Source organism: Roseateles sp. UC29_93 (genome assembly GCF_042695725.1).
Lineage (GTDB): Bacteria > Pseudomonadota > Gammaproteobacteria > Burkholderiales > Burkholderiaceae_C > Roseateles > Roseateles noduli_A.
Genome location: NZ_CP170545.1, coordinates 4989277 through 5016020, shown reverse-complemented (window position 1 = coordinate 5016020; position 26744 = coordinate 4989277). Strand labels below are relative to the sequence as shown.

At 69.9% G+C, this 26744-nt stretch carries 22 protein-coding genes and 1 pseudogene; 13 read left to right on the top strand and 10 right to left on the bottom strand.

The genetic code is table 11. The annotated features are described in order from the left end of the window. Window positions 1-59: 59 nt before the first annotated feature. Window positions 60-353, bottom strand: coding sequence for a hypothetical protein (locus tag ACFJIX_RS23280; RefSeq protein ID WP_377155051.1), 294 nt, complete (start codon window positions 351-353; stop codon window positions 60-62). A 233-nt stretch (window positions 354-586) separates the two neighbouring features. Between ACFJIX_RS23280 and ACFJIX_RS23275 the strand changes: the two genes are divergently transcribed. Continuing rightward, a complete protein-coding gene (locus ACFJIX_RS23275) occupies window positions 587-1204 on the top strand; it encodes a mechanosensitive ion channel domain-containing protein (RefSeq protein WP_377155050.1) in 618 nt (205 codons plus the stop codon). Here the strand turns inward: ACFJIX_RS23275 and ACFJIX_RS23270 are convergent. The 6 genes and pseudogenes from ACFJIX_RS23270 to ACFJIX_RS23245 form a co-directional block, all read right to left on the bottom strand. Next, entirely contained in the window at window positions 1170-2174 is a 1005-nt protein-coding gene (locus ACFJIX_RS23270; protein ID WP_377155049.1) for an alpha/beta hydrolase, read from the bottom strand. The two genes, ACFJIX_RS23275 and ACFJIX_RS23270, sit on opposite strands and share 35 nt — an antisense overlap. A gap of 103 nt (window positions 2175-2277) precedes the next feature. Then, a complete protein-coding gene (locus ACFJIX_RS23265) occupies window positions 2278-4362 on the bottom strand; it encodes a LamG-like jellyroll fold domain-containing protein (RefSeq protein WP_377155048.1) in 2085 nt (694 codons plus the stop codon). Window positions 4363-4695: 333 nt separating this feature from the next. Continuing rightward, the gene (locus tag ACFJIX_RS23260) at window positions 4696-6054 is read right to left on the bottom strand and encodes a patatin-like phospholipase family protein (RefSeq protein WP_377155047.1); all 1359 of its coding nucleotides are present in this window, start codon (window positions 6052-6054) and stop codon (window positions 4696-4698) included. A gap of 197 nt (window positions 6055-6251) precedes the next feature. Beyond that, window positions 6252-7676, bottom strand: a complete 1425-nt coding sequence (gene adeC / locus ACFJIX_RS23255) for an AdeC/AdeK/OprM family multidrug efflux complex outer membrane factor (RefSeq protein ID WP_377155046.1) — start codon at window positions 7674-7676, stop codon at window positions 6252-6254. Window position 7677: 1 nt separating this feature from the next. Continuing rightward, a complete protein-coding gene (locus ACFJIX_RS23250; protein ID WP_377155045.1) occupies window positions 7678-10848 on the bottom strand; it encodes an efflux RND transporter permease subunit in 3171 nt (1056 codons plus the stop codon). A gap of 20 nt (window positions 10849-10868) precedes the next feature. Next, window positions 10869-12076 (bottom strand): annotated as a pseudogene (locus ACFJIX_RS23245) (efflux RND transporter periplasmic adaptor subunit). Between the two features lie 137 nt (window positions 12077-12213). Between ACFJIX_RS23245 and ACFJIX_RS23240 the strand changes: the two are divergent. Beyond that, window positions 12214-12849 carry a TetR/AcrR family transcriptional regulator C-terminal domain-containing protein gene (locus tag ACFJIX_RS23240; RefSeq protein ID WP_377155044.1) on the top strand — a complete coding sequence of 212 codons (636 nt, stop codon included), beginning with the start codon at window positions 12214-12216 and terminating at the stop codon, window positions 12847-12849. Between the two features lie 101 nt (window positions 12850-12950). On the opposite strand, the gene ACFJIX_RS23235 is transcribed toward ACFJIX_RS23240, so the two are convergent. From ACFJIX_RS23235 to ACFJIX_RS23225, 3 genes are read right to left on the bottom strand one after another with little or no spacing between them, the layout of a single operon-like run. After that, complete coding sequence (locus ACFJIX_RS23235; protein ID WP_377155043.1) at window positions 12951-14033, bottom strand: aldose epimerase family protein; 1083 nt, start codon at window positions 14031-14033, stop codon at window positions 12951-12953. Then, window positions 14030-14977, bottom strand: a complete 948-nt coding sequence (locus ACFJIX_RS23230; RefSeq protein WP_377155042.1) for an SMP-30/gluconolactonase/LRE family protein — start codon at window positions 14975-14977, stop codon at window positions 14030-14032. Before ACFJIX_RS23230 ends, ACFJIX_RS23235 begins: the two co-directional genes overlap by 4 nt. Next, complete coding sequence (locus ACFJIX_RS23225; RefSeq protein WP_377155041.1) at window positions 14974-15726, bottom strand: SDR family NAD(P)-dependent oxidoreductase; 753 nt, start codon at window positions 15724-15726, stop codon at window positions 14974-14976. Before ACFJIX_RS23225 ends, ACFJIX_RS23230 begins: the two co-directional genes overlap by 4 nt. Before the next feature lie 215 nt (window positions 15727-15941). Between ACFJIX_RS23225 and ACFJIX_RS23220 the strand changes: the two genes are divergently transcribed. From ACFJIX_RS23220 to ACFJIX_RS23170, 11 genes are all read left to right on the top strand, one after another. Continuing rightward, window positions 15942-16871, top strand: coding sequence for a dihydrodipicolinate synthase family protein (locus tag ACFJIX_RS23220; protein WP_377155040.1), 930 nt, complete (start codon window positions 15942-15944; stop codon window positions 16869-16871). 92 nt (window positions 16872-16963) lie between these two features. Continuing rightward, window positions 16964-18412, top strand: coding sequence for an aldehyde dehydrogenase family protein (locus ACFJIX_RS23215; protein WP_377155039.1), 1449 nt, complete (start codon window positions 16964-16966; stop codon window positions 18410-18412). A 16-nt stretch (window positions 18413-18428) separates the two neighbouring features. Beyond that, window positions 18429-19442 carry an arabinan endo-1,5-alpha-L-arabinosidase gene (locus tag ACFJIX_RS23210; protein WP_377155038.1) on the top strand — a complete coding sequence of 338 codons (1014 nt, stop codon included), beginning with the start codon at window positions 18429-18431 and terminating at the stop codon, window positions 19440-19442. Between the two features lie 85 nt (window positions 19443-19527). Further along, window positions 19528-20640 carry an ABC transporter ATP-binding protein gene (locus ACFJIX_RS23205; RefSeq protein ID WP_377155037.1) on the top strand — a complete coding sequence of 371 codons (1113 nt, stop codon included), beginning with the start codon at window positions 19528-19530 and terminating at the stop codon, window positions 20638-20640. After that, window positions 20637-21542, top strand: coding sequence for a carbohydrate ABC transporter permease (locus ACFJIX_RS23200; protein ID WP_377155036.1), 906 nt, complete (start codon window positions 20637-20639; stop codon window positions 21540-21542). Before ACFJIX_RS23205 ends, ACFJIX_RS23200 begins: the two co-directional genes overlap by 4 nt. Continuing rightward, complete coding sequence (locus ACFJIX_RS23195; protein WP_377155035.1) at window positions 21539-22375, top strand: carbohydrate ABC transporter permease; 837 nt, start codon at window positions 21539-21541, stop codon at window positions 22373-22375. Before ACFJIX_RS23200 ends, ACFJIX_RS23195 begins: the two co-directional genes overlap by 4 nt. Next, entirely contained in the window at window positions 22375-23046 is a 672-nt protein-coding gene (locus ACFJIX_RS23190; RefSeq protein WP_377155034.1) for an ABC transporter substrate-binding protein, read from the top strand. Before ACFJIX_RS23195 ends, ACFJIX_RS23190 begins: the two co-directional genes overlap by 1 nt. Further along, window positions 22989-23750 carry an extracellular solute-binding protein gene (locus ACFJIX_RS23185; RefSeq protein ID WP_377155033.1) on the top strand — a complete coding sequence of 254 codons (762 nt, stop codon included), beginning with the start codon at window positions 22989-22991 and terminating at the stop codon, window positions 23748-23750. Before ACFJIX_RS23190 ends, ACFJIX_RS23185 begins: the two co-directional genes overlap by 58 nt. A gap of 99 nt (window positions 23751-23849) precedes the next feature. After that, a complete protein-coding gene (locus ACFJIX_RS23180) occupies window positions 23850-24353 on the top strand; it encodes a family 43 glycosylhydrolase (RefSeq protein WP_377155032.1) in 504 nt (167 codons plus the stop codon). Then, window positions 24350-24805: a family 43 glycosylhydrolase gene (locus ACFJIX_RS23175; protein ID WP_377155031.1), complete on the top strand. Its 456-nt coding sequence runs from the start codon at window positions 24350-24352 to the stop codon at window positions 24803-24805. The genes ACFJIX_RS23180 and ACFJIX_RS23175 overlap by 4 nt, the downstream gene beginning before the upstream one ends. Further along, the gene (locus ACFJIX_RS23170; protein WP_377155030.1) at window positions 24802-26739 is read left to right on the top strand and encodes a glycoside hydrolase family 97 catalytic domain-containing protein; all 1938 of its coding nucleotides are present in this window, start codon (window positions 24802-24804) and stop codon (window positions 26737-26739) included. Before ACFJIX_RS23175 ends, ACFJIX_RS23170 begins: the two co-directional genes overlap by 4 nt. Window positions 26740-26744 lie beyond the last annotated feature (5 nt).

Below are 26744 nucleotides of genomic sequence, written 5' to 3'. Positions count from 1 at the left end.
TCGCGGGCCGAGGCCGAACGCCTGCCGCCGCGCCGAAGCGCCGCGGCAGGCGCCGCCGCTTACTTCATCGCCTTCTTGTCGGCCTCAGCCTTTTCCTTCATGGCCTTGGCGTCCGCCTCGGCCTTCTCGTGCGTGGCCTTGGCGTCCTTTTCGCATTGCTTCTCGGCATCGCCCTTCATGGCGTTGCACGCCTTCTTGGCGGCCTTGTAATCGGCATCGGCCTGCTTCTTCAGCGCCTTGGCCTGATCAACGCTGCCCGAGGTCGGGCTGGAGGCCTGGGCCATGGCCGGACCGGCCGCAACACCCAGGGAGAGCACCGTGGCCGTGGCCACCATCAACAGGGAACGCTTCATGGGAATCTCCTTGTCTTGAAAAGAATGTGAACGGCGACGAGGGTCGCCGGCCTGCGAGCAAGGGGTTACAGCAAAAAGCGATCCTTGTAGCGGCGAAACCGCGTAAAGACCCCGCGCGCAAGGCGAAGGGGCGGGGATCAAAGTTTGTAACTGCCGGTCGCTTCGATCATGAGCTGCAACGACCACTCACCCGGAAGCGGTGGCGACGCCATCGACGTGTAATCTGCTGCGCCATGAACAAGCTCTACCAATCCCTGCACGACCGTCTTCCCCTGTGGCTGGCCGAATGGCTGGACATCTTCGTCCCCGTGATCGAGGTGGTGATCATCGGCTTCGGCGCCTGGCTGCTGATGCGCGTGGCGGGGCTCATCTCCCGCCGGCTGACAACCCGCTATGGCTTCCCCGTCAAGGTCGCGTCGCTGTTCCTGCGCAGCATCGGCGTGCTGGTCTACGGCGGCGCCGTGCTGTGGTCGCTGGAGCGCCTGGGCGTGTCGGGGTCGGTGCTGTGGACGGCGTTCACCGGCTTCGCCGCGGTGGGCGCGGTCGCGTTCTTCGCGGCCTGGAGCGTGCTCTCGAACCTGTTCTGCACGCTGCTGATCTACATCACGCATGCGTTCCGGATCGGCGACGTCGTGGAGCTGCTGGAAGCGGGCGACCGGCCCGGCGTCAAGGGCCGGGTGGTGGACATCAACCTGGTCTACACCACGCTCCTGGAGAGCGGCGACGCGCAGAACGGCACGATGCTGCAGCTGCCGAACAGCCTGTTCTTCCAGCGGGCGCTGAGGCGCTGGAATCGGACGTCGGCGGAAGTCGCCCTCATGAAAGGGCCTTCGCCAGAATCGGCAGGCTGAGGTCCATCCGGTAGTCGACGGCCGTGTGATCGTCGGCGAACTCCTCATAGACGTGGGTCACGCCCATCGCGCTCAGCCGCTTGTGCATGCGACGGGCGCCATAGACCAGGTTGTACTGGTCGACGTCCCCGCAGTCGATGTAGAGCGCCTTGAGCGCGCTCAGCCCGCGGCCATGCGATTCGACCAGCGTCAGCGGGTCCCAGGCCAGCCAGTTGGCCCAGCGGTCGGGGATCAGCTCGCAGATGTCGGCGGTGACCGGCAGCCGCACGCCGTAGGGCGCCGAGGGATCGGGGTCGAAGCTCGCGGCCTGCGCGAGCATCATCAGGATGTGGACGTCGCTGTCCTTGGGTTTCTTTGCAGTCCAGAAGGCGTCCAACCATCGGCCGATGTCCGGCTCCTTGGCCAGTGCGCGCAGCACCGGGACGAACTCGTGGCGATAGAGCAGTTCGAAACCCATGTCGCCGGAATGCACGGCCGCCGCGGACCAGAAGTCCGGATGCAGCAGGGCATGGACCATGGCGCCGTAGCCGCCGCTGGACTTGCCGAACAGGCCGCGACGGCCATTGCCGCCGCAGACGAAACGTCCCTCGACGAAGGGCACGACCTCGTCACGGAGGAAGTCGTCCCAGCGGCCCATGGCGACCGAGTTGACGTACTGGTTGCCGCCCAGCCGGGTGAAGCAGTCGGGGAAGGCGACGACGACCGGCGGCATCTCGCCGGCGGCGATCAAGCGGTCCAGCCGCTCGGGCACGTTCTCGCCGAAATTCTTCCAGTTCGTGTGCACCGGGCCGCCAGCGGTGAAGCCCACGATGTCCACGAGCAGCGGCAGGCCTCGGCCGTCATGCCCGTGCGGGATGTACACGTCCACGAGGCGTCGGGTGGGGGCGCCGACCAGGTTGCCGACGAGCACCTCGCTGTCGAGCATCAGGCGATGGACGGAACCTGCGGGCGTGTCGGGATGTCGGTGCATGAGGCTCCAATGCTCGCGGTGTTTCGCGGGGAATGATGCCCCGATTGAATCACGCCGGGAGTTGCGATCCGGCTGTCAACAATCGTTGGTGCCGGTGCCAAGGTCACCCCTGCGCCATCGCCCGCACCTGTTCCGCGGTGAGCGCGCCGCCGAAGATCCTGAAGTCCTGCAGCCGTCCGTTGAAGTAGGGATCCTGCCCGTACTGCGCGCGCCCCAGCCAGTTCTGCGTCGTCCTGCCGAGCTGGTAGGGCGCGAGATCCATCGTCGCGATCGAGGCCGCCGCGGCGCCGTCGACGTAGAGCGTGCAGGTCCTGTCCTTGAGCGTCATGGCCAGGTGGACCCAGCGGCCCTTGGCGAGCGGCCCCGTCGACACGGTCTGTTCGCCGAAGTAGCTGGTGTTGGTCACGCTGACCCGCATCGCGTCGGCGCTCACCAGGAGCGCGAGATAAGTGATGTCGGTCGAGCCGAAGTCGAAGACGCGCGCGTTCCCCTTGTTCACGCCGTTCCACCAGACCCAGCCGGCGATCGTGAGGTCGCCGACACCCGCCAGCACGCCCGCAGGCAGCTCCAGGTGACCGGAGGCGCCATCCAGCGCCAAGGCCTTGGTGCCGGTCTTGCGGCCGTCGCCCCAGGACGCGCCGCCCTTGAGGGCGCCGGCCAACTGGCGCTCGCCGACGTCGCGGGCGACCGTGCCTTGGCCGTCGTCCAGCGGCAGGCTCAACAGCAGCGGTGCGTCCAGGTCGACGATCGAGGTGGCCGAGGTCGACAAGGTCGCTCCGGCGCCGTCCAGCGCGCGGATCTGATACTGCCACCGGCCCTGGGTCACGGAGGTGTCGGTCCACGTGTTCAGGTCGCCGGCATTGATGCGGCCGAGCTCCGTGAACGCGCTGGCCCCGACGGCCGCGCGCAGGACCGCGTGGGACGCCGCGTCCGCGCTGCCCCACCAGGACAACTGCGCCGCGCCGCCGCGCACGATCGCCTGCACCCCGGTGGGCTTGACGCGCGACACCTCCGCGTCCCGCGAGAACGTCAGCGTGCCGAAGCTGAGGTCGTCGCCGAGCCAGGTGTTGCCTTCCGGGCGCAATTGCGCCGCCAGCGCGCTGACCCACGGTGCCGCGAGACCCTTGCGCTTGACGTAGTGGTTGAAGATCGGTTCCCAGCACGGCCGGCCGTTCGGACGGCCCCCGTCGGAGACGGCGGTGAAGGTCCCCTGGCGGTTGCTGTAGACGTAGAACGGCAGCGTGTAGAACGCGCCCGCGGCGTCCTTCAGGTTGGACTTCGCAACGTACTCCGCGCCGGCGAGCAGGCGGTTGTCGTCCATGCCGTACAGATCGTCGCCCTGGTTCCAGGCCATCTCGCACAGGTAGCCGGCCATGCCCAGACTCAGCGTCGCATGCCCCTGGTCCCGGCCGCTTTCCTGCCATTGCCCCATGTGGCCGGGATGGCGTGCGTAGACCATGTGCTGCGACGCGCCGTTGCCGCGGCCCCGGTTGAAGTAGTCGAGCGCCTCCTGGTAGACGTCGGCGCGGTCCGCGAAGACCCCGATGGCCAGCATGCCGACCAGGCACACGAGGTCCCAGTTGGCCCAGTGGTTGGTGACGTTCGAGCCGTTGTGGTCCTTCAGGAAGCTGCTGGTCAGCGGATAGAAATGGGTCAGCAGCCACTGCTGGCAGGCGGCGCGGTCCACGGCGCTCCAGCCACTGTAGGTGCGCAGGATCTCGGCCGCGTTGGCCCACTGGTAGCCGTAGATCCCGGCGGCGAGGAAGCGGTCGCCGTTGCCGGTCAGCGAGGTCATCGTCGAGACCCACGCGTTGACGTAGCGCACGGCCTGGTCGGCATAGGCGGCATCGCCCGTGACCTTCCAGCGCAGCGCCAACTGGTAGGCGCGCTGGACATCCTCCACCATGGCGCGGAAGTTCTCGCCGTCGCCGCCGCGGATGGTCGTGGCGACCGGCTGCGGGTCGCGGCCCAGCTGCGCGCGGCTGCTCGAGGTCAGCGCCCGAAGGCCGCCCACCCACGGCTCGCGCCCCGCCGCGAGCTGCGTCCTCATGCGGCTGAAGTCGGCCTCGGTGTTCAGCAGGCCCGGATGCGTGAACGTGCGCGCGGTGGCTGTCGTCCCGGTGCTCGTCGAGCCGGTACCGCCGGTCGCCACCGTGCCGCCGTCGGTGCTGGCGCCGGTCGACGCCATGGACTCATCGGAATCGCCTGAGCTGCAAGCGCTCAAACCGAGCGCCGATCCGCCGGTCACAAGAGCCTGCTGTAGCCATTGGCGGCGGGAGCTGGTCGACGCGAGCCACGCGTCAAGGTCGAGATTCATCACGATGGGAAAGCCTGCGTCGACAAGAAGTTGCTTCGAAGAAGGTGCCTTTGGGCACTTTCCTCATCTTGACTTGACATCGTTGTCAGCTCGCGGGCGGTTTCACTCTGTGACGGTTCGCGTCGGCACGGCGCAACACCTGTCCCCGCGAGGACGCCTCGACATCCCCAACGCGCGCCATCCACCTCGACGGCGGCGTGCGGCTCAATCGGGTGCCGCCCGCTGCGACAGTCGATCCAGGCTGTCCTTCAAGCGCTTGAACGCGGGCGTCGACCGCAGCGCCTCGGCGCCCGCCTTCTGCAGCTCCTGCACGTCGCGCCCCTCGATCGTGAAGGCCGTGGGCACGCGCAGCAGGCTGTGCCGGATCTTGTCGTCCGGCACGTCATGCAGGCTCACGCTGATGATGTGGAGTTCCGCGTCCGCCGCGAAGGGGCTGCCCGGCGTGCCGCGCGTGCGCATCAGTTCGGCCCGCCAGCGGCGGTCGTCGTCGTTGAGCATGGCCAGCGTGACCTGCGTCTCCCGCGCGCCGGCGCCGAAGACCAGCGTCTCGATGACCTGCCCGGTCGACGGCACGCGGTCGCTGGCGTCGATGCGCTCGGCCAGGTCGCGTTCCGAGTTCACCGTGACCAGGATCATCCGGTGGATCGAGCCGGGCGGCGCGTCCGGGAAGGACGACGCGATGGAGCCGCCGGCCAGCAGGCGGTCCAGCATCAGCCGCGCGCCGGTGTTGTCCGAGACGCCGCCGTCCACGAGGTGGATGAAGGGACGCTCCTTGGCGTCGCGATAGCTCTGGGCGCTGAGTGCCAGCAACCGGGTGCGGTAGTCGTTCTCGACCATCGTCGAGCCGCGCGGCGGCAGCGGCCCGGGCGCGCATTCGCCGGCGTGGTTCTGCAAGGTGATCGGCGAAAGCAGGATGGGCACCGCCGACGAGGCCGCGACCGCGAACGACAGCGGCGTGCGATCCAGGTCGGAGCAGATCAGGCCGAATTGCTCCGGCGTGAAGTCGAAGGGCGCGCCGGTGGTGAGGTCGGTGGCGGTCACCATCAGGTCCGGCGCGCCGGGGCGCGATTTCAGGTCGCCGAAGGTGCGGCCGCGATAGAGCTCGTCGAGCCGCTGCGCCAGGATGTGGCTGCGGCCGTACCACGGCGAGGTGAGGTGATACAGCCGCGTCGGCGCGAAGGCCTGGCGGATCAGCCCGGCCTCGAAGGGCACCATCAGGAAGTCGGGCTCGAAGCGCGTCAGCGTCTCGTCGCCGAAGGCCGCGAAGTGCGCGGCCAGGATGCTGCCGCCGGAGACGCCGCTGACCAGCGCGACCTGGTCCAGCAGCGTGGTCGGTGCACCGTCGATGTTGAACGACGTGGCCTTCAGCTCGCGCAGGACGCCCAGGCCGAAAGCGGCCGCCCGCGCGCCACCGCCCGACAACGTGACCGCGGCCACCACCGGCGCCACGGGGCGACTCGGCGAGGGCCGCGCGACGGGCAACGCGCCGTCCGCCGCCGCGGTAAGGCCCGCGTTGATCCACGGGCGATAAGTCGAACAACCCGCCAGCGCCGCGACGGTCATCAAGGCGGCCAGGAGACCGGCCTGGCCCCGTCCCGGCTCGTGGTCCCGGAACCGGCCGGAATGCCGATGACCCGTGGACCGCTCAAACAGCTGCTTCAAACTTCTCAATCGTCGACTCCCCACCCGTGCATCAACCACGCGGCGCAGTCTCCCATGTTCCGGAGCGCCTCTTTCCAGACCGCCGCTTCCTCGAGCGCTCAACCGTTCCAGCCGCCGCCCAGCGCCTTGTAAAGCGTCACGCCGTTGGTCAGGCGGGACAGCCGCGTGCCGATCAGCGTCTGCCGCGCGCCGTACCAGGTGCGCTGCGCATCCAGCACGTCCAGGTAGCTGTCGACGCCCCGGACGAAGCGGGCGTCGGACAGCTTCAGCGCTTCGCCGCTGGCTTCGACCAGCGACTGCTGGGCCTCCAGTTGGCCGCTCAACGCGTCGCGCTGCACCAGCGCGTCGGCGACCTCGCGGAAGGCCGATTGAATTGCCTGCTCGTACTGCGCCACCGCGATGTCGCGTCCGGCGACGGCGCTGTCGAGCGAGGCCCGGTTGCTGCCCGCGTCGAAGATCGGCAGGCTGATCTGCGGCAGGAAGGTCCAGGTGCCGGAGCCGCCCTTGAACAGGCCCGACAGGTCGGCGCTGCCGCTGCCCGCCGAGGCCGTCAGGCTGATCCGCGGATAGAAGGCGGCCCGCGCGGCGCCGATGTCGGCCGTGGCCGCCTTGAGCTGGTGCTCGGACTGCAGCAGGTCGGGCCGGCGCAGCATCAATTCCGACGGCAGCCCGGCGGGCAGCTCGGGCAGCGCGTTGAGCGCGTCCCCCAGCGCAACCGGGGCCAGCGCGTCGGGCACCGGCGTGCCCAGCAGCAGCGCCAGCGCGTTGCGGTCCTGGGCGATCTGTCCGGCGTAGCGCGCCACGTCGACGCGGGCGCTGTCGACGCTGGTCTGCACCTGCCGCAGCGTCAGCGCCGACGCGCTGCCGAGCTCGAAGCGCCGCCGCGTCAGCGCATAGGTGTCGCTCTGGCTGCGCAGCGTCTCTTGCGCCAGCGCCAGGCGCTCCAGGTCGGCGGCCCAGGTCAGGTAGGCGGTGGCCACCTCCGCCACCAGCGAGATCTGCGTGCTTCGCCGCGCCTCTTCGGTGGACAGGTACTGCTCCAGCGCCTGCGTGCTCAGGTTGCGCACGCGGCCGAACAGGTCCAGCTCGTAGGCGCTGACGCCCAGCGTCGCGCTGTACTGGTGGCTGGTCACTGCCGCGCCGGTGCCGGAGAGGGCGGCCGGCGTGCGCGTGGCCGTGCCGCTGCCGTTCGCGGTCACGGCGGGCAGCGTGGCCGCGTCCTGGATGCGGTACTGGGCGCGGGCCTGCGTGATGTTGAGCACCGCGACGCGCAGGTCCCGGTTGTTGTCGAGCGCGAGCCCGATCAGGTCCCGCAGCTTCGCGTCGGCGAAGAAGGTCCGCCAGCCGACGTCGGCGGCCGGGGCGCCGTCCGCCGGCGCCTGCGGGAAGCGCTCGGGCACCGGCGCGGCGGGCCGCTCGTAGCGCGGCGCCAGGTTGACGCAGCCGGCGAGGAGCAGGGCCGCGGTCAATGCCGCGAGGCTCGTCAGGGAAGGCAGCGAGGAAGGAGAGATCAAGCGGGTCATGTCAGTGGCCCTCGTTCAACAGGGGAGGGGTGTCCGCGGTCGCCGCGGCGGCGGGGGTGGCCTGGGGCTTCCCGCGCCCCGACAGCCTTTGCACGACGACGAAGAACAGCGGCACGAAGAAGATCGCCAGCACCGTGCCCGACACCATGCCGCCGACGACGGCGGTGCCCAGCGCGTTCTGCGCGCCGGCGCCGGCGCCCTTGCTGATCATCAGCGGCAGCACGCCGAGGATGAAGGCCAGCGAGGTCATCAGGATCGGACGCAGCCGCATGCGGGCCGCGGTGATCGCGGCGTCGAGCGCGGACAGGCCCTTGGCGTGCAGCTCCTTGGCAAACTCGACGATCAGGATCGCGTTCTTCGACGCCAGGCCCACCGTGGTCAGCAGGCCCACCTGGAAGTAGACGTCGTTCATCTTCCACGTCAGCACCGCGCCGATCAGCGTGCCCAGCACGCCCAGCGGCACGACCAGGATCACCGAGAACGGGATGGACCAGCTCTCGTACAGCGCCGCCAGGCAGAGGAAGACCACCAGGATCGACACCGCGTACAGCAGCGTCGCGTGGCCGCCGGCCTCGCGCTCCTGCCGCGACACGCCGGTCCACTCGTAGCCGATGCCCGCGGGCAGTTCGGCGGCGTGGCGCTCGACCAGCGCCAGCGCCTGGCCGCTGGACAGCGTGCCGGGCAGCGCCATGCCCAGGATCTCGACCGAGGGCACGCCGTTGTAGCGCTCCAGGCGCGGTGAACCGGAAGTCCAGCCGGCGGTGGCGAACGCGCTGAACGGCACCATCGTCCCGCCGGCGTTGCGCACGAACCAGTGGTCGATGTCGCCGGGCAGCATCCGGAACGGCGCATCCGATTGCAGGAAGACCTTCTTCACGCGGCCGCGGTCGAGGAAGTCGTTGACGTAGTTGCTGCCCCAGGCGGTGGAGAAGGTCGCGTTGACGTCGCTCATCGACAGGCCGAGCGCGCCGACCTTGTGTTCGTCGATGTCGAGCCGGAACTCCGGCGTGTCCTCCATGCCGTTGGGCCGCACCGCCACCAGGCCGGGTTCCTTCGAGAGCGCGCCCAGCAGCTGGTTGCGCGCCTGCATCAGCGCCGCGTGGCCGAGGTTGGCCCGGTCCTGCAGCATCAGGTCGAAGCCGCTGGCGTTGCCGAGCTCCGACACCGCCGGCGGCACGATCGCGAAGACCGTGGCATTGCGGATCCTCGACAGCGTCGCCATCGCGCGGTTGGCCACCGCCGCGGCCTTCAGTTCCGGGCGGACGCGGTCGCCCCAGGGCTTGAGCTTGACGAAGGCGAAGCCCGCGTTCTGGCCGCTGCCCGCGAAGCTGAAGCCCGCCACCGAGAAGATCGAGTCGACCGCGTCCTTCTGTTCGACCAGGAAGTGGTGGTCGACCTGCTGCAGCACCTCCAGGGTCTTGGCCTGCGTGGCGCCGGGGGGCAACTGCACCAGCGTGAACAGCGTGCCCTGGTCCTCCTCGGGCAGGAAGCCGGCCGGGATCTTGCTGAAGACGACGCCCACGACGACCACCAGCACCGCGTAGCCCGCCATGTAGCGCCAGCCGCGGCCCAGCATGTGGTGCACGATGCCCTGGTAGCGGCGGTTGCCGCGATCGAAGGCGCGGTTGAACGCGCCGAAGAAGCCGGTCGTGGCCAGCGCATGGCCCTTGGCCGCGGGCTTGAGCAGCGTCGCGCACAACGCCGGCGTGAGGATCATCGCCACCAGCACCGACAGCGTCATCGCCGACACGATGGTCACCGTGAACTGGCGGTAGATCACGCCGGTGGAGCCGCCGAAGAAGGCCATCGGCACGAACACCGCCGCCAGCACCAGCGCCACGCCGACCAGCGCGCCGGTGATCTGGCCCATGGACTTGCGCGTCGCTTCCAGCGGCGAGAGGCCTTCCTCGCTCATCACGCGCTCGACGTTCTCGACCACCACGATGGCGTCGTCCACCAGCAGGCCGATCGCCAGCACCATCGCCAGCATCGTCAGCGTGTTGAGCGAGTAGCCGAACACCGCCAGCACGCCGAAGGTCCCCATCAGCACCACCGGCACCGCGATCGTGGGGATCAGCGTGGCGCGGAAGTTCTGCAGGAACAGGTACATCACCAGGAAGACCAGCACCACGGCCTCGATCAGGGTCTTGATCACTTCCTCGATGGAGATGCGCACGAAGGGCGTGGTGTCGTAGGGCTTGATGACCTTCACGCCGGGCGGGAAGAACCGGCTCAGTTCCTCCAGCCGCGCGTCGATGCCCTTGACGGTGTCCAGCGCGTTGGCGCCGGTGGCCAGCTTGATCGCCAGACCGGCGGCCGGCTTGCCGTTGAAGCGCGCCACGGTCGCATAACTCTCGCTGCCGAGTTCGACGCGGGCGACGTCGCGCAGCCGCACCGCGGAGCCGTCGGTCTGCGTGCGCAGCAGGATGGCCTCGAACTCCTCGGCCGTCTTCAGCCGCGTCTGCGCGGTGATGGTGGCGTTGAGCTGCTGGCCGGGCACCGCGGGCAGGCCGCCCAGCTGGCCGGCCGAGACCTGCGCGTTCTGCGCCTGCACCGCGGTCTTCACGTCCAGCGGCGTCAGCTTGAAGCTGTTGAGCTTGTCCGGGTCCAGCCAGATCCGCATCGCGTATTGCGAGCCGAACAGCGTCGTGTCGCCGACGCCCTCGACCCGGCTGATCGGGTCCTGCACGTTGGCGGCGACGTAGTCGGACAGGTCCGAGCCGTTGAGCCTGCCGTCCTCGGAGATGAAGGCCAGCACGTTGAGGAAGTTGTTGGCTGACTTGGCGACCTGCAGGCCTTGCTGCTGCACCTCCTGCGGCAGCAGCGGCGTCGCCAGGGCCAGCTTGTTCTGGACCTGCACCTGCGCGGTGTCGGGATCGGTGCCGGTCTCGAAGGTCAGCGTGATCGTCACGCTGCCGGTGGATTCGCTGGTCGAGGCGATGTAGGACAGGCGATCCAGTCCCTTCATCTTCTGCTCGATGACCTGCGTCACGGTGTCCTCGAGCGTCCTGGACGAGGCGCCGGGGTAGTTGGCCGTGATGGCGATGGCGGGCGGGGCGATGGAGGGGTACTGGGCGATGGGCAGGGTCAGCACCGCCACGGTGCCGGCCAGCATCGTGATGATGGCCAGGACCCAGGCGAAGATCGGCCGGTCGATGAAGAAGCGAGCCATGAAGGGTCTCCGTCCGATGCTCAGTTCGCACCCGCGGCGGCGCTGGCCGATGCGGTCTTGACGGCGGTCTTGACGGCGGGGGCGACCGGGGCGGTCGCGGTCCTGACCTCGACCGGCTCACCGGGGCGTGCCTTCTGCTGGCCTTCGACGACCAGCCGGTCGCCCGCCTTCAGGCCGCTGCCGACCAGCCATTGGTCGCCGATGGCCCGTTCCGTCGTCAGCGCGCGCTGCGCGAGCCGGCCGTCGCCGTCCACGACGAAGGCGACCGGCTTGCCGGTGCTGTCGCGGCTGACGGCCGGCTGCGGCACCAGCACGGCCTGGTCGATCACGCCTTCCTCGATCACCGCCTTGGCGTACATGCCGGGCAGCAAGTCGCCGCGCGGGTTCGGGAATGACGCGCGCAGCGTCACGGCGGCGGTGTTCGGGTCCACCGTCACCTCGGAGAACTGCAGCGTGCCGGCCTGCGGATAGACGCTGCCGTCCTCGAGCACCAGGCGCACGGCGGCCGTGCCGCTCTTGAGGCGGCCGTTCTCGAGCGAGCGCTTGAGCGCCAGCAGCGCGCCGCTGGACTGGGTGACGTCGACGTAGATCGGATCGAGCTGCTGCACCGTGGCCATCGCGGCGGCCTGGTTGGCGGTGACCAGCGCGCCCGGCGTCACCGTGGAACGGCCGATGCGGCCGCCGATCGGCGCGGTGATGCGGGTGTAGGCCAGGTTGATGCGCTGCGTCTGCAGCGCCGCCTGCGCGGCGCCGACGTCGGCCTGCGCCTGCAGCAGGCTGGCTTCGGCGTCGTCGGCGTCCTGCTGGCTGACCGCCTTGATCGCGGACAGCTCCTTGTAGCGGCCGGCCTTCAGCCGCGCCGACACGAGCGTGGCTTGCGCCTTGGCCAGCGTGGCCTGCGCGTTGTCGACGCTGGCGCGGTAGGTCGCCGGGTCGATCTGGTAGAGCAGCTCGCCGGCCTTGACCTCGCCGCCTTCCTTGAAGCGGCGCTCCTGCACCAGGCCGCCGACCTGCGGCCGCACCTCGGCGACGAGCGCCGCCGTCACGCGGCCGGGCAGCTCGGTGGTCAGCGCCAGGCGCTGCGTCGTCACGGTCGTGACGCTGACCTGCGGGGGGCCGCCCGCGCCCATGACGGGCCGGCCGGGGGCTCGCCGCAGGCGGTGAGGGCCAGCGCCGCGGCGGCGGCCAGCAGCGCCGTGGGCAGGAAGGGATCAGGGCGGATGCGCATGACGGGACTCCAGGTCGAGCAGGGGCGGTGTTCTTGAAAATGTACCGAACGGTTCGGTATTTACGGGCGGATTATTGGTTTGACAGTTCATGGGTGTCAAGGAAAAATAGACCGATTGGTACGGTTAAGGAGTTGTCGTGAAAGTGCGCACAGAAGCCCGCCGCGAGGCGATCCTGGAGACGGCCTCGCAGGTGTTCCTGGAGTCCGGGTACGAGCGCGCCTCGATGGCGGAGATCGTCAAGCGCATCGGCGGATCGAAGTCGACGATCTACGGCTACTTCGCGTCGAAGGAGGAGTTGTTCCTCGCCGTGACCGCGGCGACGGGCGACCGGCACATGGCGGCGGCGCTGGCCGAGATCGCCGAATACCGCGGCGGGGACCTCGAGGCGACGCTGTTGCGGTTCGCGGAGAAGCTGGTGGGCTTCCTGACCAGCGACGAGTCGGTGGCGGCGCACCGCATGGTGCTGGGCGCGGCGGGGCACTCCGACATCGGCCGGCTGTTCTACGAGGCCGGTCCGAAGCGCGGCCTGGTGGTGGTGACGGACATGTTCCGGCAGGCGGTGGCGCTCGGCGAACTGCGCCGCGAGGATCCGGCGATCCTGGCCCAGCAGTTCGGCGGGCTGGTCAACGCGGAGCAGTATCACCGCTGGTTTCACCGCGATCTGCCGCCGCTGAGTCGGACGCAGATCAAGCGTTCCGCCCAACGCGCGGTGGACGCGTTTCTCCGGGCCTACGCCACGGACGCGCTTCTGGCCGGCAGGCCGGAACGCTGATGTCTGCCGGCAGGCCGAAGCACTGACCTCTGGCCGGCAGGCCGGAACGCTGACCGCTCCGGCGGCTGAAACGCCAAGCCGGACGGCGCGCCGGCGAGTGACTACGGAGTCGCGCCGAAGCGATGCAAGGTCCGGCTCCGGTAGACCTCGCCCGGCCGCAACACCGTCGACGGCCACTCCGCGCTGACCGCGCGGTTCGGCGAATCGGGGGCGTGCTGGGTTTCGAGGCAGAGCCCGTCTCCCTGCCGGATGAACTCCCCGCCGCTGCCGAGCAGACTGCCGTCGAGGAAGTTGCCCGAATAGAACTGCACGCCGGGCTCGGTCGTCAGGACTTCCATCCAACGCCCCGACGCCGGATCACGCAGTCGCGCCGCCAGGTGGGGCTGGGCGTCGGCACGGGCGCCGAGAGGGGCGTCGACAAGGCCATCGAGTACCCAGTGGTGGTCGTAGCCCTTGCCGTGGCGCAACTGCGGATGCCCCTCACGCAGGCGCGAGGCGATGGTCTGCGATTCCCGGAAGTCGAAGGGCGTGCCGGCGACCGGCGCGATCGACGTCGGAATCGACGCGGCGTCGATCTCGCAATACCGGCTGCCGGCGATCTGCAGTTCGTGGTCGAGCGCCGATCCATGACCCGCGAGGTTGAAGTAGTCGTGGTGCGTCAGGTTCACCACCGTCGGCCGGTCGGTCGTCGCCTCGTACTCGACCTGCCAGCCCATGTCCTCGACCAGCCGGTACCGCACCACCGCCCGCAGCCGTCCCGGAAAGCCTTGATCGCCGTCCGGGCTGTCCAGCTCGAAACGCAGGCAGTCGTCGCTCTCCGCCTCCGCGCGCCACAACTGCAGCCCAAAGCCGCGCGGCCCGCCGTGCAGGCAATTGGCGCCGTCGTTGGCCGGCAGCGCATGCCGTTCGCCATCGATCCGGAAGGCCGCATTCGCGATCCGGTTGCCATAACGGCCCACGATCACGCCGAAATGCGGATTGCGCAGGACGTAGTCCTCCAGCGTCGGCAGCCCCAGCACGACGTTGGCGAGTTGACCGCGGGCATCGGGGACCTCCAGCCGCGTGACGATCCCGCCATAGGTGATCGCCGACAGCCGCAGTCCGCGGCCGTTGTCCATCGTGTACTCGTGAACCGGCCGCCCGTCGGGCAGGTGACCGTAGACCTTGCGCTGCATCGGTGTCATGGCGTGCGGAACCGGTAGGGCGCGCGGCCGCGATGGCCGTGCGCATCGAGCTCGAAGACCGCGCCGGCCAGCGGCTCATGCTCGCAGTCCTTGCGCGCGGTGGTGACGAACAGCCGGTCCAGCGCCGGACCGCCGAAGACCGGGCAGGTCGGCTGCGACGCGGGCAAGGCCAGACGCAGTGTCTCGCGCCCTTGTGCATCGAAGCGGACCACGACGCCGTCGCCCCAGGCGGCGGACCACAGCCCGCCGTCGGCATCGACCGCCGCGCCGTCCGGTTCGCCGCCGTCCATCGGCCACTGCGCGAAGACGCGCCGCTCGCCCAGCCGACCGTCGGCGTGATAGGGCAGGGCCCAGATCGTGCGCGTCGGCGAGTCGGTGTAGTACAGCGTCCCGCCGTCCGGGCTGAAGCTCAGCGAGTTGCCGACGATCCCCGGCGGCAACGGCAGCCGCTCGACCTTCAGCCCCCGCCCGATGCCGACGCCGGCCGTCTCCGCGCGGTAATACCCGCCGACCGCGGCGCCGTGCGGATTGAACATGCCGAACACGAAGCGCCCCTGCGGATCGCAGCGGCCGTCGTTGATGCGGGTGCGCGGCTCATCGGCCTCGACCGGCGTCAGCGGGCCGATCTCGCCGGTGGCGAGGTCGAACAACGCCACGCCGGACGCCAGCCCGAGCAGCAGCCGACCCGGGGCCTCGCACAGCGCGAAGCTGCCCAGCGCCTCCGGCATCGACCACTGCGTGACGTCGCCCGTCGGCGACGCGCTCGCTTGCCAGCGCGACAGCCGGTGACTGTCGATGTCGGTCCAGTACAGCGCCTGCTCGCGGTCGCACCAGAGCGCGCATTCGCCGAGCCGGTCCCGGCAGTCGACGTGGACCTTGGCGGTGGCCGTCCCGGTCGCGGACGTGTTCGCGGACGTGGACGTCCAGGACCCCGGCGCGCTCACGCCCAGCCTCCGTCGACGATGTAGTCCTGGGCGCTGCACATCGCGCTGTCGTCCGCCGCGAGGAACAGCGCCATCGCCGCGACGTGGTCCGGCATCAGCGGCTGCTTCAGGCACTGGTTGGCGTCGATCTCCTGCTTCGTCTCGTCATTGACCCACAGCTTGAGCTGCTTCTCGGTCATCACCCAGCCCGGCACCAGCGTGTTGACGCGGATGTTGAAGGGCCCCAGGTCGCGCGCCAGCGAGCGGGTCAGCCCCTGCACCCCGGCCTTGGACGTCGTGTACGCCGCCATGCCGCCCTGCATGAGCATCCAGCTGAACGAGCCGAAATTGATGATCGAGCCGCCGCCCAGTGCCTTCATGTCCGGCGCCACCGCCTGCGCGGCGAAGAACTGGTGCCGGATGTTGACGGCGATCGCCTGGTCCCAGAACTCCGGCGTGACGTCCTCCAGCGCATGGCGCTTGTCGTTGGCGGCGTTGTTCAGCAACGCCTTGAACGGACCGCCGAGCTGCTCCCGCAGCGCCGCGATCGCGGCGCGCAGTTGCGCGATGTCGGTCAGGTCGGCGGCGACGAAGGCGCTGCCCGGCAGCTTCGCCGCCAGTGCCCGGCCGGCGTCCGCCGCGATGTCGATGAAGCCCACCCGCGCGCCCTGCGCGGCGAAGCGCTCCACCAGCGTCGCGCCGATGCCGGTCGCCCCGCCGGTGATGAGCACGCGCTGGTCGCGCAGGCTGGGATAGATGGCGCTGGTCATGTCGTCTCCGTGGGTGCGGGCGCGAGTGTCGCGCCTCTTCGTGTCGGTGCCGCCGGTCGGCCGTCCTGGCCTCCCGGCGGCAAGGGGCTCAATTCTATAAGTCTGACTATTTGCCAAGTCAATCTCGGGCCGATGCGGGTTTGCACGGATATGACTCCAAATAAAGTAATACTTTAATTCGATCCACAAGAAACACGAAGCCTCCTGGAGACAACATGAGCCTGAGCTTCCCCCGACCTTACAAGGGCGTGTTCCCGGTCGTGCCCACGACGTTCAACGAGCAGGGCGGCCTCGACCTCGAGAGCCAGAAGCGTTGCGTCGACTTCATGATCGACGCCGGCTCGACGGGGCTGTGCATCCTGGCCAATTTCTCGGAACAGTTCGTGCTCGGCGACGACGAGCGCGCGGTGCTGGCGCGGACCATCCTCGAGCACGTGGCCGGCCGCGTGCCGGTCATCGTCACGACCACGCACTACAGCACCCAGATCTGTGCCGAGCGCAGCCGGATGGCGCAGGAGATGGGCGCGGCGATGGTGATGGTGATGCCGCCGTACCACGGCGCGACGCTGCGCGTGGGCGAGGCCGGCATCCACGAGTTCTACGCGCGCCTCTCCGATGCGATCGACATCCCGGTGATGATCCAGGACGCGCCGATGTCGGGCACGCCGCTGCCCGCGCCCTTCCTGGCGAGGATGGCCCGGGAGATCGAGCAGGTCCGCTACTTCAAGATCGAGACCGCCGGCGCCGCCAGCAAGCTGCGCGAACTGATCGCGCTGGGCGGCGACACGATCGAAGGCCCGTGGGACGGCGAGGAAGCCATCACGCTGCTGGCCGACCTGGACGCCGGCGCGACCGGCGCGATGACCGGCGGCGCCTTCCCCGACGGGATCCGCCGCATCGTCGATGCCTACGCCGCGGGCGATCGCGAGACCGCCGTGGCCGAATACGGCCGCTGGCTGCCGCTGATCAACTACGAGAACCGCCAGGGCGGCATCCTGACCGCGAAGGCGCTGATGAAGGAGGGCGGCGTGATCGCCTGCGACCTGCCGCGTCATCCGTTCCCGACGATGAACCCGCATGTCCGCGCCGGTCTGCTGGACGCGGCCAGGCGCCTCGATCCGCTGGTGCTGCGCTGGGCGCGCTGAGTCCGTTCCGCAGTCCCGCTCCGAGTCCCACCCCGAGTCCGCGCCCGAGTCCGCGCCCGAGTCGGCCCCGACCCCAACCCCCGAGGCCCGTCATGAGCCAGATCCCCCAATTCCAGAACTACATCGGCGGCGAATGGGTCGCCGGTGTCGATCAGCGTCCCAACATCAACCCGTCCGACACCGGTGACGTGATCGGCCTGTACGCGCAAGCCGATGCGGCGCAGACCGAGGCGGCGATCGCCGCCGCGCAGGCGGCGTTCCCCGCCTGGGCGTCCACCACGCCGCAGCAGCGCTTCGATGTGCTGGACGCGGTCGGCAACGAACTGCTCGCCCGCCGCGACGAGATCGGCCGTCTGCTGTCCCGCGAGGAAGGCAAGACCCTGGCCGAGGGCCTGGGCGAGACGCACCGCGCCGCGATGATCTTCAAGTTCTTCGCCGCCGAGGCGCTGCGCTGCGGCGGCGAGTCGCTGCCGTCGGTGCGACCCGGCGTGTCGGTGGACGTGCTCCGCCAGCCGGTCGGCGTCGTGGGCCTGATCGCGCCGTGGAATTTCCCGATCGCGATTCCCGCCTGGAAGATCGCGCCCGCGCTGGCCTACGGCAACACGGTCGTCTTCAAGCCGGCCGAGCTGGTCCCGGGCTGCGCCTGGACCCTCGCCGAGATCCTGTCGCGCACCGCGCTGCCCCGGGGCGCCTTCAACCTGGTGATGGGCGCGGGCTCGCAGGTCGGGCAGACGCTGGTCGATTCGCCCCGCGTCAGGGCGCTGAGCTTCACCGGCTCGGTCGCCACCGGCCGCCGCCTCATCGCCGCCTGCGCCGCGCGCCAGGCCAAGGTGCAGGCCGAGATGGGCGGCAAGAACCCGTTGATCGTGCTCGACGACGCCGAGCTCGACGTGGCCGTCAACGCGGCCGTGCAGAGCGCCTTCTTCTCGACCGGTCAGCGCTGCACCGCGTCGAGCCGCATCATCGTCACCGATGGCATCCACGACCGTTTCGTCGAGGCCGTCGTGGCGAAGATGAAGACGCTCAAGGTCGACCATGCGTTGAAGGCCGGCACCGACATCGGACCGGTCGTCGACCAGCGCCAGCTCGACCAGAACCTGCGCTATGTCGCCATCGCGAAGCAGGAAGGCGGCACGCTCGCCTTCGGCGGCGAGGTCGTCGAGCGCGAGACCCCCGGCTTCTATCAGGTGCCCGCGCTGATCACCGGCACGACGAACGCCATGACGATCAACCGCGAGGAGGTGTTCGGTCCGGTCGCCAACGTGGTCCGCGCGCGCGACTACGACGAGGCGCTGGCGCTGGCCAACGACACCGAGTTCGGCCTGTCCGCCGGCCTCTGCACCCGCTCGCTGAAACACGCGGCCCACTTCAAGCTGCATGCGCAGGCCGGGATGGTGATGGTCAACCTGCCCACGGCGGGCGTCGACTACCACGTGCCGTTCGGCGGCACGAAGGGATCGAGCTACGGCCCGCGCGAGCAGGGCAGCCATGCCCGCGAGTTCTACACGACGGTCAAGACCGCCTACACCTTCCCCGGCTGATGGCGCCGAGCTCGCGATGACGCCGATCCCGCATCGCTTCGCGCGCCTGGCCCTGTCGGCCGGCGCGGCGTGGCTCGTCGCCCTGGCGGCGGCGTGTTCGAACGCGGTGCCCTCCGGCCCGTCCCCGGCGGATGCCGCGGCGGCGATGGAAGATCCCGCGGGCGCGCACGATCCGACGCTGATCGAGCGCGACGGCGTCTTCCACGTCTTCGCGACGGGCCAGGGCATCCAGCACCTCCGCTCCGAGGATGGCCGCCGCTGGCGACGCCTGGCGCCGGCGCTGACGCAAGCCCCGGCCTGGTGGGCCGAGGCGGTGCCCGCGCATCGCGGACTGGACGTCTGGGCGCCCAAGGTCTTCGCGTGGAAGGGGCGGTACTGGCTGCTGTACTCGATCTCGACCTTCGGCAGGAACCGCTCGGCGATCGGGTTGACGAGCAGCGCGTCGCTCGACGGGCCGTGGCGTGACGACGGCCTCGTCGTGGCGAGCGTCGAGCGCGACGACTTCAACGCGATCGATCCCGATCTGTTCATCGATGTCGCGGACGTCGGCGGCGACGGCCGGCTGTGGCTCAGCTACGGCTCGTTCTGGGGCGGGATCCGTGTCGTCGAGTTCGATCCCGCGACGATGCGCCCGACCGGACCGACGCGCTTCATCGCCCGCGGCGCCTCCAAGGCGGGCGCCGGCGCCGGGGGGGCGATCGAGGCGCCGACCCTCGTGCGGCACGGCGACTGGGTCTACCTGTTCGTCTCGCACGACTTCTGCTGCCGCGGCCTGGCCAGCACGTACAACATCCGCGTCGGCCGGGCGCGATCGGCGCACGGGCCGTTCCTGGACCGCGATGGGCGCGACCTGATGGACGGCGGCGGCACGCCGGTGGAGCAGGGCGCGGGTCGCTGGATCGGGCCCGGGCACCAGGACGTGGTCGGCCGCTGGATCGTCCGGCACGCCTATGACGCGGAGGACGGCGGCAAGCCCAAGTTGCGGTTCGGCGAACTCCGCTGGACCGAGGACGGCTGGCCGGGACTGTAGACCGTCCCCTCAGCGCCCCGACACCGCCGCCGGAGAAGATCCGAGAAGATCCCCGGCGAACCCAGAAGCATCAGGAGACATTCCCTTGGCAGCTCTCACGCTGGAGCAGATCGGCAAGCGCTATGGCGCGGTGCAGGTCATCCCCGACCTGTCGCTCGACGTGGCGCCGGGCGAGTTCATCGTTTTCCTCGGCCCGTCCGGTTGCGGCAAGACCAGCCTGCTGCGCATGATCGCCGGGCTGGAGGAGGTCACCGCCGGCCGCATCCGGATCGGCGGCCAGGACGTCACCCACGCCGCGCCGGGTCAGCGCCGGCTGGCGATGGTGTTCCAGCACTACGCGCTGTATCCCCACATGACGGTGCGCGAGAACCTGGCCTTCGGCCTGCGCAACATCCGGCTGCCCGAGGACGAGATCGGCCGGCGCATCCAGGAGGCGGCGCGGATGCTGGAGCTCGACGCGCTGCTGGCGCGCAAGCCGGGCCAGCTGTCCGGCGGTCAGCGACAGCGCGTCGCGATCGGCCGCGCGGTCGTCAAGGAGCCGGCGATCTTCCTCTTCGACGAGCCGCTGTCCAACCTCGATGCCGCGCTGCGCGGACGTACGCGGCTGGAGCTGGCGCAACTACACCGCCGGCTGGGCGCGACGATGATCTTCGTCACGCACGACCAGATCGAGGCGATGACGCTGGCCACGCGCATCGTGGTCATGAACGCAGGACGCATCGAGCAGGTCGCGTCGCCGTCGGAGCTGTACCGTCGCCCGGCGACGCGTTTCGTCGCCGGCTTCATCGGCACGCCGGGCATGAACTTCGTGCCGGTGCGCCGCCTGGCCGATCGGCAGGGCCGGGCCGTCGTCGAACTGCCCGGCGGTCACGAGGTCGTGACGCAGGTCGGCGACGCCGTGCCCGGCAGCGAGCTGACGCTGGGCGTGCGGCCGGAGCACCTGGTCACCGCGGCGCGCGGTCCGCTGGCGGCGCAGGTGGAGATGGTCGAGTTCCTCGGCGAGCGCACGCTGGCGCACGTGCGGCTGGTCGACGGCACGCGGGCGATCGCGACCGTCGCGGGCGTGTCGCCCGCCGTGGGCGAGTCCGTCCAGCTGTCGCTGGCGATGGAGGAGGCCCATCTCTTCGACGGAAAAGGGCGCGCCCACCATGCGACGCCCCACGCGGAAGCGGCAGCGCCACAGGGAACCCCGGCATGAGCACCGAGTCCCCGTCCGTCGGATGGCGCGCGTCGCGTCCGGCGCATGCGCTGTTCGTGCTGCCCTTCGTCGCGGTCTACGTGCTGCTGCTCCTCTGGCCGCTGGCCAAGGGTTGGTTCATCAGCTTCCACGACCATGACCTGCTGTCCAACGACAGCTTCTTCATCGGCTGGCAGAACTACCGCGAGCTGATCGAGGACGACGTCTTCCACCAGGTCGTCTGGAACACGATCCGCTTCGTGCTGATCAGCGTGCCGGTCTTCGTCGTCCTGTCGCTGATGCTGGCGCTGGCCTTGAACCGGCCGGGCCGGCTGGCGGCCTTCCTGCGCGCGGTGTTCTTCTGCGCGAGCGTGTTCTCGGTGACGCTGATCACGCTGGTGTGGCAGCTCGCGCTGATGCCGGAGCGCGGCCTCGTCGCGCAGGGCAGCGCCGCGGTCGGTCTGCCGTCCCTGCCTTGGCTGACCAGCGAGGCGCTCGCGCTGCCGACGCTGGCGCTGGTGACCGTGTGGTGGATCGTCGGCCTGCCGATGATGCTGTTCCTGTCGGCGCTGCAGCAGATCCCGTCGGACGTCTACGAGGCCGCCGCGCTGGACAACGCCAGCCGCTGGCGCACGCTGACGCACGTGACCCTGCCGGCGCTGCGGCGCACCGTGGCCCTGGTCGCGGTGATCGAGGTGATCCGCCAGTTCCAGGTCTTCCCGCAGATCATGCTGATGACCAACGGCGGCCCCAACAACACGACGCGGCCGATCGTGCAGTTCATCTACGAGCAGGCCTTCATGCAGCTCTCGCTGGGGTATGCGACGGCGGCGTCCCAGGTGCTGCTGGGGGTCATGCTGGTGGGGGTCTCCGTGCAGATGTGGCTGGAACGGCGCGACGCCGCGCAGGGAGGCGGCCGATGACCCCGATGCTGCGCAAGGGCTGGTTCGACCGCGCGGTCATGGCCGCCCTGGTCCTGCTGGCCGCGTTGTGGATGCTGCCGCTGTTGTGGGTGCTGGCCTTGTCGTTCAAGCCCAACGAGCTGCTGATGGTCCGCACCGACGTCTTCCTGGCGCCGCCGTACACGCTCGCCAACTACGCGGACATCCTGCAGACCTCGCAGGTGTTCCGCTGGCTCGGCAACAGCGCGCTGGTGGCCGCGCTGCAGACGCTGGGCGTGCTGGTGCTGTCGTCGCTGGCGGGCTACGGCTTCGCGCGCTGCGAGTTCCCGGGCCGCCGCGCGCTGTTCGCGCTGGTCCTGTTCGGCCTGGCCGTACCGTCGCAGAGCGTCTTCATCCCGCTGCACCGGCTGTTCTCCGACTGGGGCCTGCAGAACAGCATCGCGGGGCTCGCGCTGCCGGGCCTGGCGGCCCCGTTCGGGGTGTTCCTGATGACCCAGTACTTCAAGGCCGTGCCGATCGACCTGGAGGAGGCCGCGCTGCTCGACAACGCCTCGCGCTTCAAGACCTTCCTGCGCGTCGTGCTGCCGCTGACGTTGCCGGCGCAGGCGACGCTGGGGATCTTCACCTTCCTGGCCTGCTGGAACGACTACCTCTGGCCGCTGGTCATCGCGACCCAGCCCGAGATGTACACGCTGACGCGCGGGCTGGCGTCGACGCAGACCAACTTCGCGCAGTCCGAGGGACTGGGCTTCCTGATGGCGCAGGCGGTCTTCGCCGGCGCGCCGGTGCTCATGATCTATCTCTTCTTCCAGAAGCATCTGGTCACGGCCGTGGCCGGGACGGGGCGCTCGTGATGAACAAGTCCCTGCTCATCGGGCTCAAGGCGCTCACGGCGCTCACGGCGCTCGCGACGTGCGCGGCGCTGCTCGCCGCATGCGGCAAGCACGACGCCGAGCCACCCGTCCCGCCCAGGACCGAGATCACCTTGATGCGCTTCTTCGGCAGCTGCGACGCGAAGTTCGGCGCGGTCAAGGAAACGAGCCAGGGTGTCGGCGAATGCGGGATCGTCACCGCGCTGATCAACGAATTCAACGCGACCAACACCGACGGCATCCGGGTGAAGACGCAGGTGGCGGAATGGGCGCCGTACTACGACCAGTTGACGGCCCGCCTGGTCGCCAAGGACATCCCGACGGTGGCGGTGATGCACGAATCGGCGCTGGGCGACTACGTGCGCCGGCGGCTGGTCGAGCCCCTGGACGCCGAGCTGCCCGGGCTGGGCATCGACGTGAACGACTTCACCGATCACGCCCGCCGCGGCGTGACGCTGAACGGCCAGATCTATGCGCTGCCGTTCGACACCTGGGCCTGGCTGTGGCACGTCAACACGACGCTGATGGGCCAGGCGGGATTGATGGGGGCGGACGGCAGACCCCGGTTGCCGCATTCCCGGACGAGCTGCTGGCGATGGCCCGGCAATTCAAGCAGCGGACCGGCAAGCCGTTCTTCGCCTGGGCGATCGTGAAGGAGACGGCGGCGACCAACCGCACCTTCCAGACGCTGATCGCGCAGCAGGACACCCGGCTCTTCAGCGACGACGGTCGCCGCATCGACATGCATCAGCCGCAGGTCGTCAACGCGCTGACGCTGATGCAGCGGCTGTACGCCGAGGGCCACGTGAAGCCCGATCTCGACTACGGCGCGGCCAACCAGGCCTTCCTGAACGGCGAGGCAGGCGTGGTGGTGGTCGGCACCTGGACGATCGACCAGTTCCTGCGCGAGGCGAAGCGGCCTGGATCGGCGCTGCGGGGCGGCTACACGGTCGTGCCCTTCCCGCAGCTGTACCAGCGGCCGGCGGTCTTCGCCGACGGGCACAGCTGGGCGCTGCTCAAGGGCGGCGCCGCGACGCCGGAACAGCACGCGGCCGCGTTGAAGCTGCTGCGCTTCATCTGGACGCACAGCGCCGAGTGGGCGCGCACGGGGCATCTGCCGGTGCGGCGCTCGGTGGCGCAGAGCGAGGCCTTCCGCGCCTTGCCCTTCCGCGAGAACCTGACCGAGATCACGCGCACCGGCGCCGCGATGCCCGGCAACGTGCCCACGCAGCGCGCGATCGAGCTGTTGATCGGCGAGGACGTCAGCAACCTGCTGATTTCCGGCAAGCCGGTCGCCGAGGTGCAGGCCGACGTCGAGAAGCAGGTGAACAAGGCGCTGAAGAAGGTGAGGCGCTGAGATGAAGCGCCGAGATGAGTCACCAGATGAGTCGCCCGCCCGTGTCCCGGAACGGGATCGTCCTTCCTCCCTCCTGACCGCGCCGCGCGCGCCGATGCCATGTCGCTGAACTGGTCCAACCCGCTCATTCCCCAACGCGCCGATCCGCACCTGTCGCTGCACGACGGCCGCTACTGGTTCACCGCGTCGGTGCCCGGCTTCGATGCGATCGAGCTGCGCGGCGCCGCGCGCATCGGGGACCTCTCACACGCCGAGCCGAAGATCGTCTGGACGCGCCATGCGCACGGCCCGGCGAGCTGGCACATCTGGGCGCCGGAACTGCATCGCGTCGACGGCCGCTGGCTGATCTACTTCGCCGGTGGCCAGCGCGACGACATCTGGAAGATCCGCATGCATGTGCTGGAGAACGCCCACGACGATCCGACGCGCGGCGAATGGGTCGAACGGGGCCAGATCCGCACGCCGCTGGACGATTTCGCGCTCGATGCGACCACCTTCCGCCACGCCGGCGAGCAGTACCTGCTGCTGGGCCGAGGCGGACACGGCCCCGGGACGGCAAGACCAACCTCTACCTGGCGACGCTGGCGGATGCCTGGACCTTGAAGAGCGCGCCGACACGGATCAGCGAGCCGCTGCTGCCCTGGGAACGCATCGGCTTCTCGGTCAACGAGGGGCCGGCGGTGCTGCAGCGGCACGGCCGCGTGTTCATCGCCTACTCCGCGGCCGCGACCGACGCGAACTACTGCATGGGCCTGCTCTGGGCCGACGCGGCGGCGGACCTGCTGGACCCCTCGGTCTGGCACAAGTCGCCGGCGCCGGTCTTCGCCAGCGCCAACGGACAGTACGGACCGGGGCACAACAGTTTCACCACGACCCCCGACGGGCAGACGGACCTGCTCGTCTATCACGCCCGCAACTACCGCGACATCGTCGGCGATCCCCTGCACGATCCCAATCGGCATGCGCGCGTGCAGCCCTTCCGCTGGCGCGCGGACGGCTTGCCGGACTTCGCTCAGCCGCTGCCGGATGGACCGGTGCCGTGGGGGGACGCATGAGGGCCTGGCTGCTCGCGATGCTGGCACCGCTGGCCGTTCAGGCCGCGCCGGTGCTGACGAGTCCGGATGGCGCGCTCAGCGTGTCGATGGCGCTCGATGAGACGACCGCGTTGCGCTACACGGTGAGCCGCGCCGGCGGCGACGTGCTGCTGCCGTCGCGGCTCGGTCTCCGTCTGGACGGCGTCGAGTGGGTGGACGGGCTGGCGCTGAAGGGCTGCGGGCCCGTCACCTCGGGCCGCGAGCGCTACGCGCTGACCGGCAAGAAGCGCCGGGTGGATCAGCCGTATCGCGCCGTCGCCTGCCGCATCGTCAACAGCCGCGGCCAGGTGCTGCGCGTGGAGTGGCGCGCGTTCAACGACGGCGTGGCCTTCCGCTACGTCGTTGCGGAGGCCGTGCCGCTCCGCAAGCGCTTCGTCGAGGAATTGACGAGCTTCCGCTTCCCCGCCGCCGCGCGCGCCTGGCTGCAGCCGATGCAGGTGGCACAGACCGGTTGGAAGAACACCAATCCGGCCTACGAGGAACACTACCGTCGCGACATCCCCGTCGGCGAGCCGTCCCCGTCGCCGGCGGGGTGGGTGTTCCCGGCGCTGTACCGGGTCGGCGACGCGACCGATCCGTCGGCGACCTGGGTCACGCTGACCGAGGCCGGCATGGACGGGTCCTTCCATGCGTCGCGCCTGCAGGCCGCGTCCGAGGGCGGCGAGTACCGCCTCGGCCAGCCCATGGCCGCGGAGGTCGTCACCGGCGGCGGCCGCCTGGCCGACGTGGCGGGCCCGATGACGACGCCGTGGCGCGTGATCGCCGCCGCGCCGTTGCCCGCGCTGATGGCGTCGACCCTGGGCACCGACCTGGCGGCGCCGGCCGTGCCGTTTGCGGCGGACCGGATCAAGCCCGGCCCGGCCTCATGGAGCTGGGCGCTGTTGAAGGACGACGGCACCGTCTACGACGTGCAGAAGCGTTTCATCGACTACGCCGCTGACATGCGCTGGCCCTACACGCTGATCGACGCGGACTGGGACCGCAAGATCGGCTGGGAGCGGATCCAGGCGCTGATCGCCCATGCGCGGACCCGGCAGGTCGGGCTCTGGCTCTGGTACAACTCTTCGGGTGCCTGGAACGAGACCGAGTATTCGCCCAAGGGCGCCTTGATCGATCCCGCCCAGCGTCGCGCCGAGTTCCGCAAGCTGGCCGACGCCGGCATCAAGGGCCTGAAGATCGACTTCTTCGCCGGCGACGGCCAGTCCGTGATCCGGTACTACGTCGACCTCCTCGAGGACGCCGCCCGGGCCGGCCTGCTGCTCAACTTCCACGGCGCGACCTTGCCGCGCGGATGGAACCGGACCTATCCGAACCTGATGACGGCGGAAGCGGTGAAGGGCTTCGAGTTCGCGACCTTCGAGCAGGCCGATCAGGACGCGGTGGCGGCGCATCTCGCGATGCTGCCGTTCGCGCGCAACCTGTTCGATCCGATGGACTTCACGCCGGTGGTCTTCGGCGACATCCCCAATCTCAAGCGCGCGACGCGCAACGGCTTCGAGCTGGCGCTGTCGGTGCTGCTGTTGTCGGGCGTCCAGCACTACGCGGAAACACCGGACGGCATGGCGGCGGTCCCCGAGTACGTCCGCGCCTTCCTGCGCGGCTTGCCGCGGCAATGGGACGATGTCCGCTTCCTCGCCGGCGAGCCCGGCAAGTCCGTGGCGCTGGCGCGTCGCGCGGGCGATCGGTGGGTCGTCGCCGCCATCAACGCCGAGGCGGAACCCCGCACGCTGTCGCTCGACCTGCGCTTTCTCGCCGGTCGCGTCGGCACGCTGATCGGCGAAGGCGACGGCCCGCGCGATTTCCGGACCGAGGCGCTGCGTGGCGGGGGCGTTCAGCGCATCACGCTGCCCGCGAGGGGGGGATTTGTCGCAAGTTTCGAGCCCGGCCACCCGTGATAGCC

Excerpts from the sequence above, each read along its gene's own strand:
- ACFJIX_RS23195 (WP_377155035.1), top strand. The coding sequence starts at position 21,539 with ATGACCCCGATGCTGCGCAAGGGCTGGTTCGACCGCGCGGTCATGGCC.
- ACFJIX_RS23275 (WP_377155050.1), top strand. The coding sequence starts at position 587 with ATGAACAAGCTCTACCAATCCCTGCACGACCGTCTTCCCCTGTGGCTG.
- ACFJIX_RS23280 (WP_377155051.1), bottom strand. The coding sequence starts at position 353 with ATGAAGCGTTCCCTGTTGATGGTGGCCACGGCCACGGTGCTCTCCCTG.
- ACFJIX_RS23210 (WP_377155038.1), top strand. The coding sequence starts at position 18,429 with ATGACGCCGATCCCGCATCGCTTCGCGCGCCTGGCCCTGTCGGCCGGC.
- ACFJIX_RS23200 (WP_377155036.1), top strand. The coding sequence starts at position 20,637 with ATGAGCACCGAGTCCCCGTCCGTCGGATGGCGCGCGTCGCGTCCGGCG.
- ACFJIX_RS23185 (WP_377155033.1), top strand. The coding sequence starts at position 22,989 with ATGGCCCGGCAATTCAAGCAGCGGACCGGCAAGCCGTTCTTCGCCTGG.
- ACFJIX_RS23250 (WP_377155045.1), bottom strand. The coding sequence starts at position 10,848 with ATGGCTCGCTTCTTCATCGACCGGCCGATCTTCGCCTGGGTCCTGGCC.
- ACFJIX_RS23225 (WP_377155041.1), bottom strand. The coding sequence starts at position 15,726 with ATGACCAGCGCCATCTATCCCAGCCTGCGCGACCAGCGCGTGCTCATC.
- adeC (WP_377155046.1), bottom strand. The coding sequence starts at position 7,676 with ATGACCCGCTTGATCTCTCCTTCCTCGCTGCCTTCCCTGACGAGCCTC.
- ACFJIX_RS23270 (WP_377155049.1), bottom strand. The coding sequence starts at position 2,174 with ATGCACCGACATCCCGACACGCCCGCAGGTTCCGTCCATCGCCTGATG.
- ACFJIX_RS23170 (WP_377155030.1), top strand. The coding sequence starts at position 24,802 with ATGAGGGCCTGGCTGCTCGCGATGCTGGCACCGCTGGCCGTTCAGGCC.
- ACFJIX_RS23260 (WP_377155047.1), bottom strand. The coding sequence starts at position 6,054 with ATGACCGTCGCGGCGCTGGCGGGTTGTTCGACTTATCGCCCGTGGATC.
- ACFJIX_RS23220 (WP_377155040.1), top strand. The coding sequence starts at position 15,942 with ATGAGCCTGAGCTTCCCCCGACCTTACAAGGGCGTGTTCCCGGTCGTG.
- ACFJIX_RS23180 (WP_377155032.1), top strand. The coding sequence starts at position 23,850 with ATGTCGCTGAACTGGTCCAACCCGCTCATTCCCCAACGCGCCGATCCG.
- ACFJIX_RS23265 (WP_377155048.1), bottom strand. The coding sequence starts at position 4,362 with ATGGCGTCGACCGGCGCCAGCACCGACGGCGGCACGGTGGCGACCGGC.
- ACFJIX_RS23215 (WP_377155039.1), top strand. The coding sequence starts at position 16,964 with ATGAGCCAGATCCCCCAATTCCAGAACTACATCGGCGGCGAATGGGTC.
- ACFJIX_RS23190 (WP_377155034.1), top strand. The coding sequence starts at position 22,375 with ATGAACAAGTCCCTGCTCATCGGGCTCAAGGCGCTCACGGCGCTCACG.
- ACFJIX_RS23235 (WP_377155043.1), bottom strand. The coding sequence starts at position 14,033 with ATGACACCGATGCAGCGCAAGGTCTACGGTCACCTGCCCGACGGGCGG.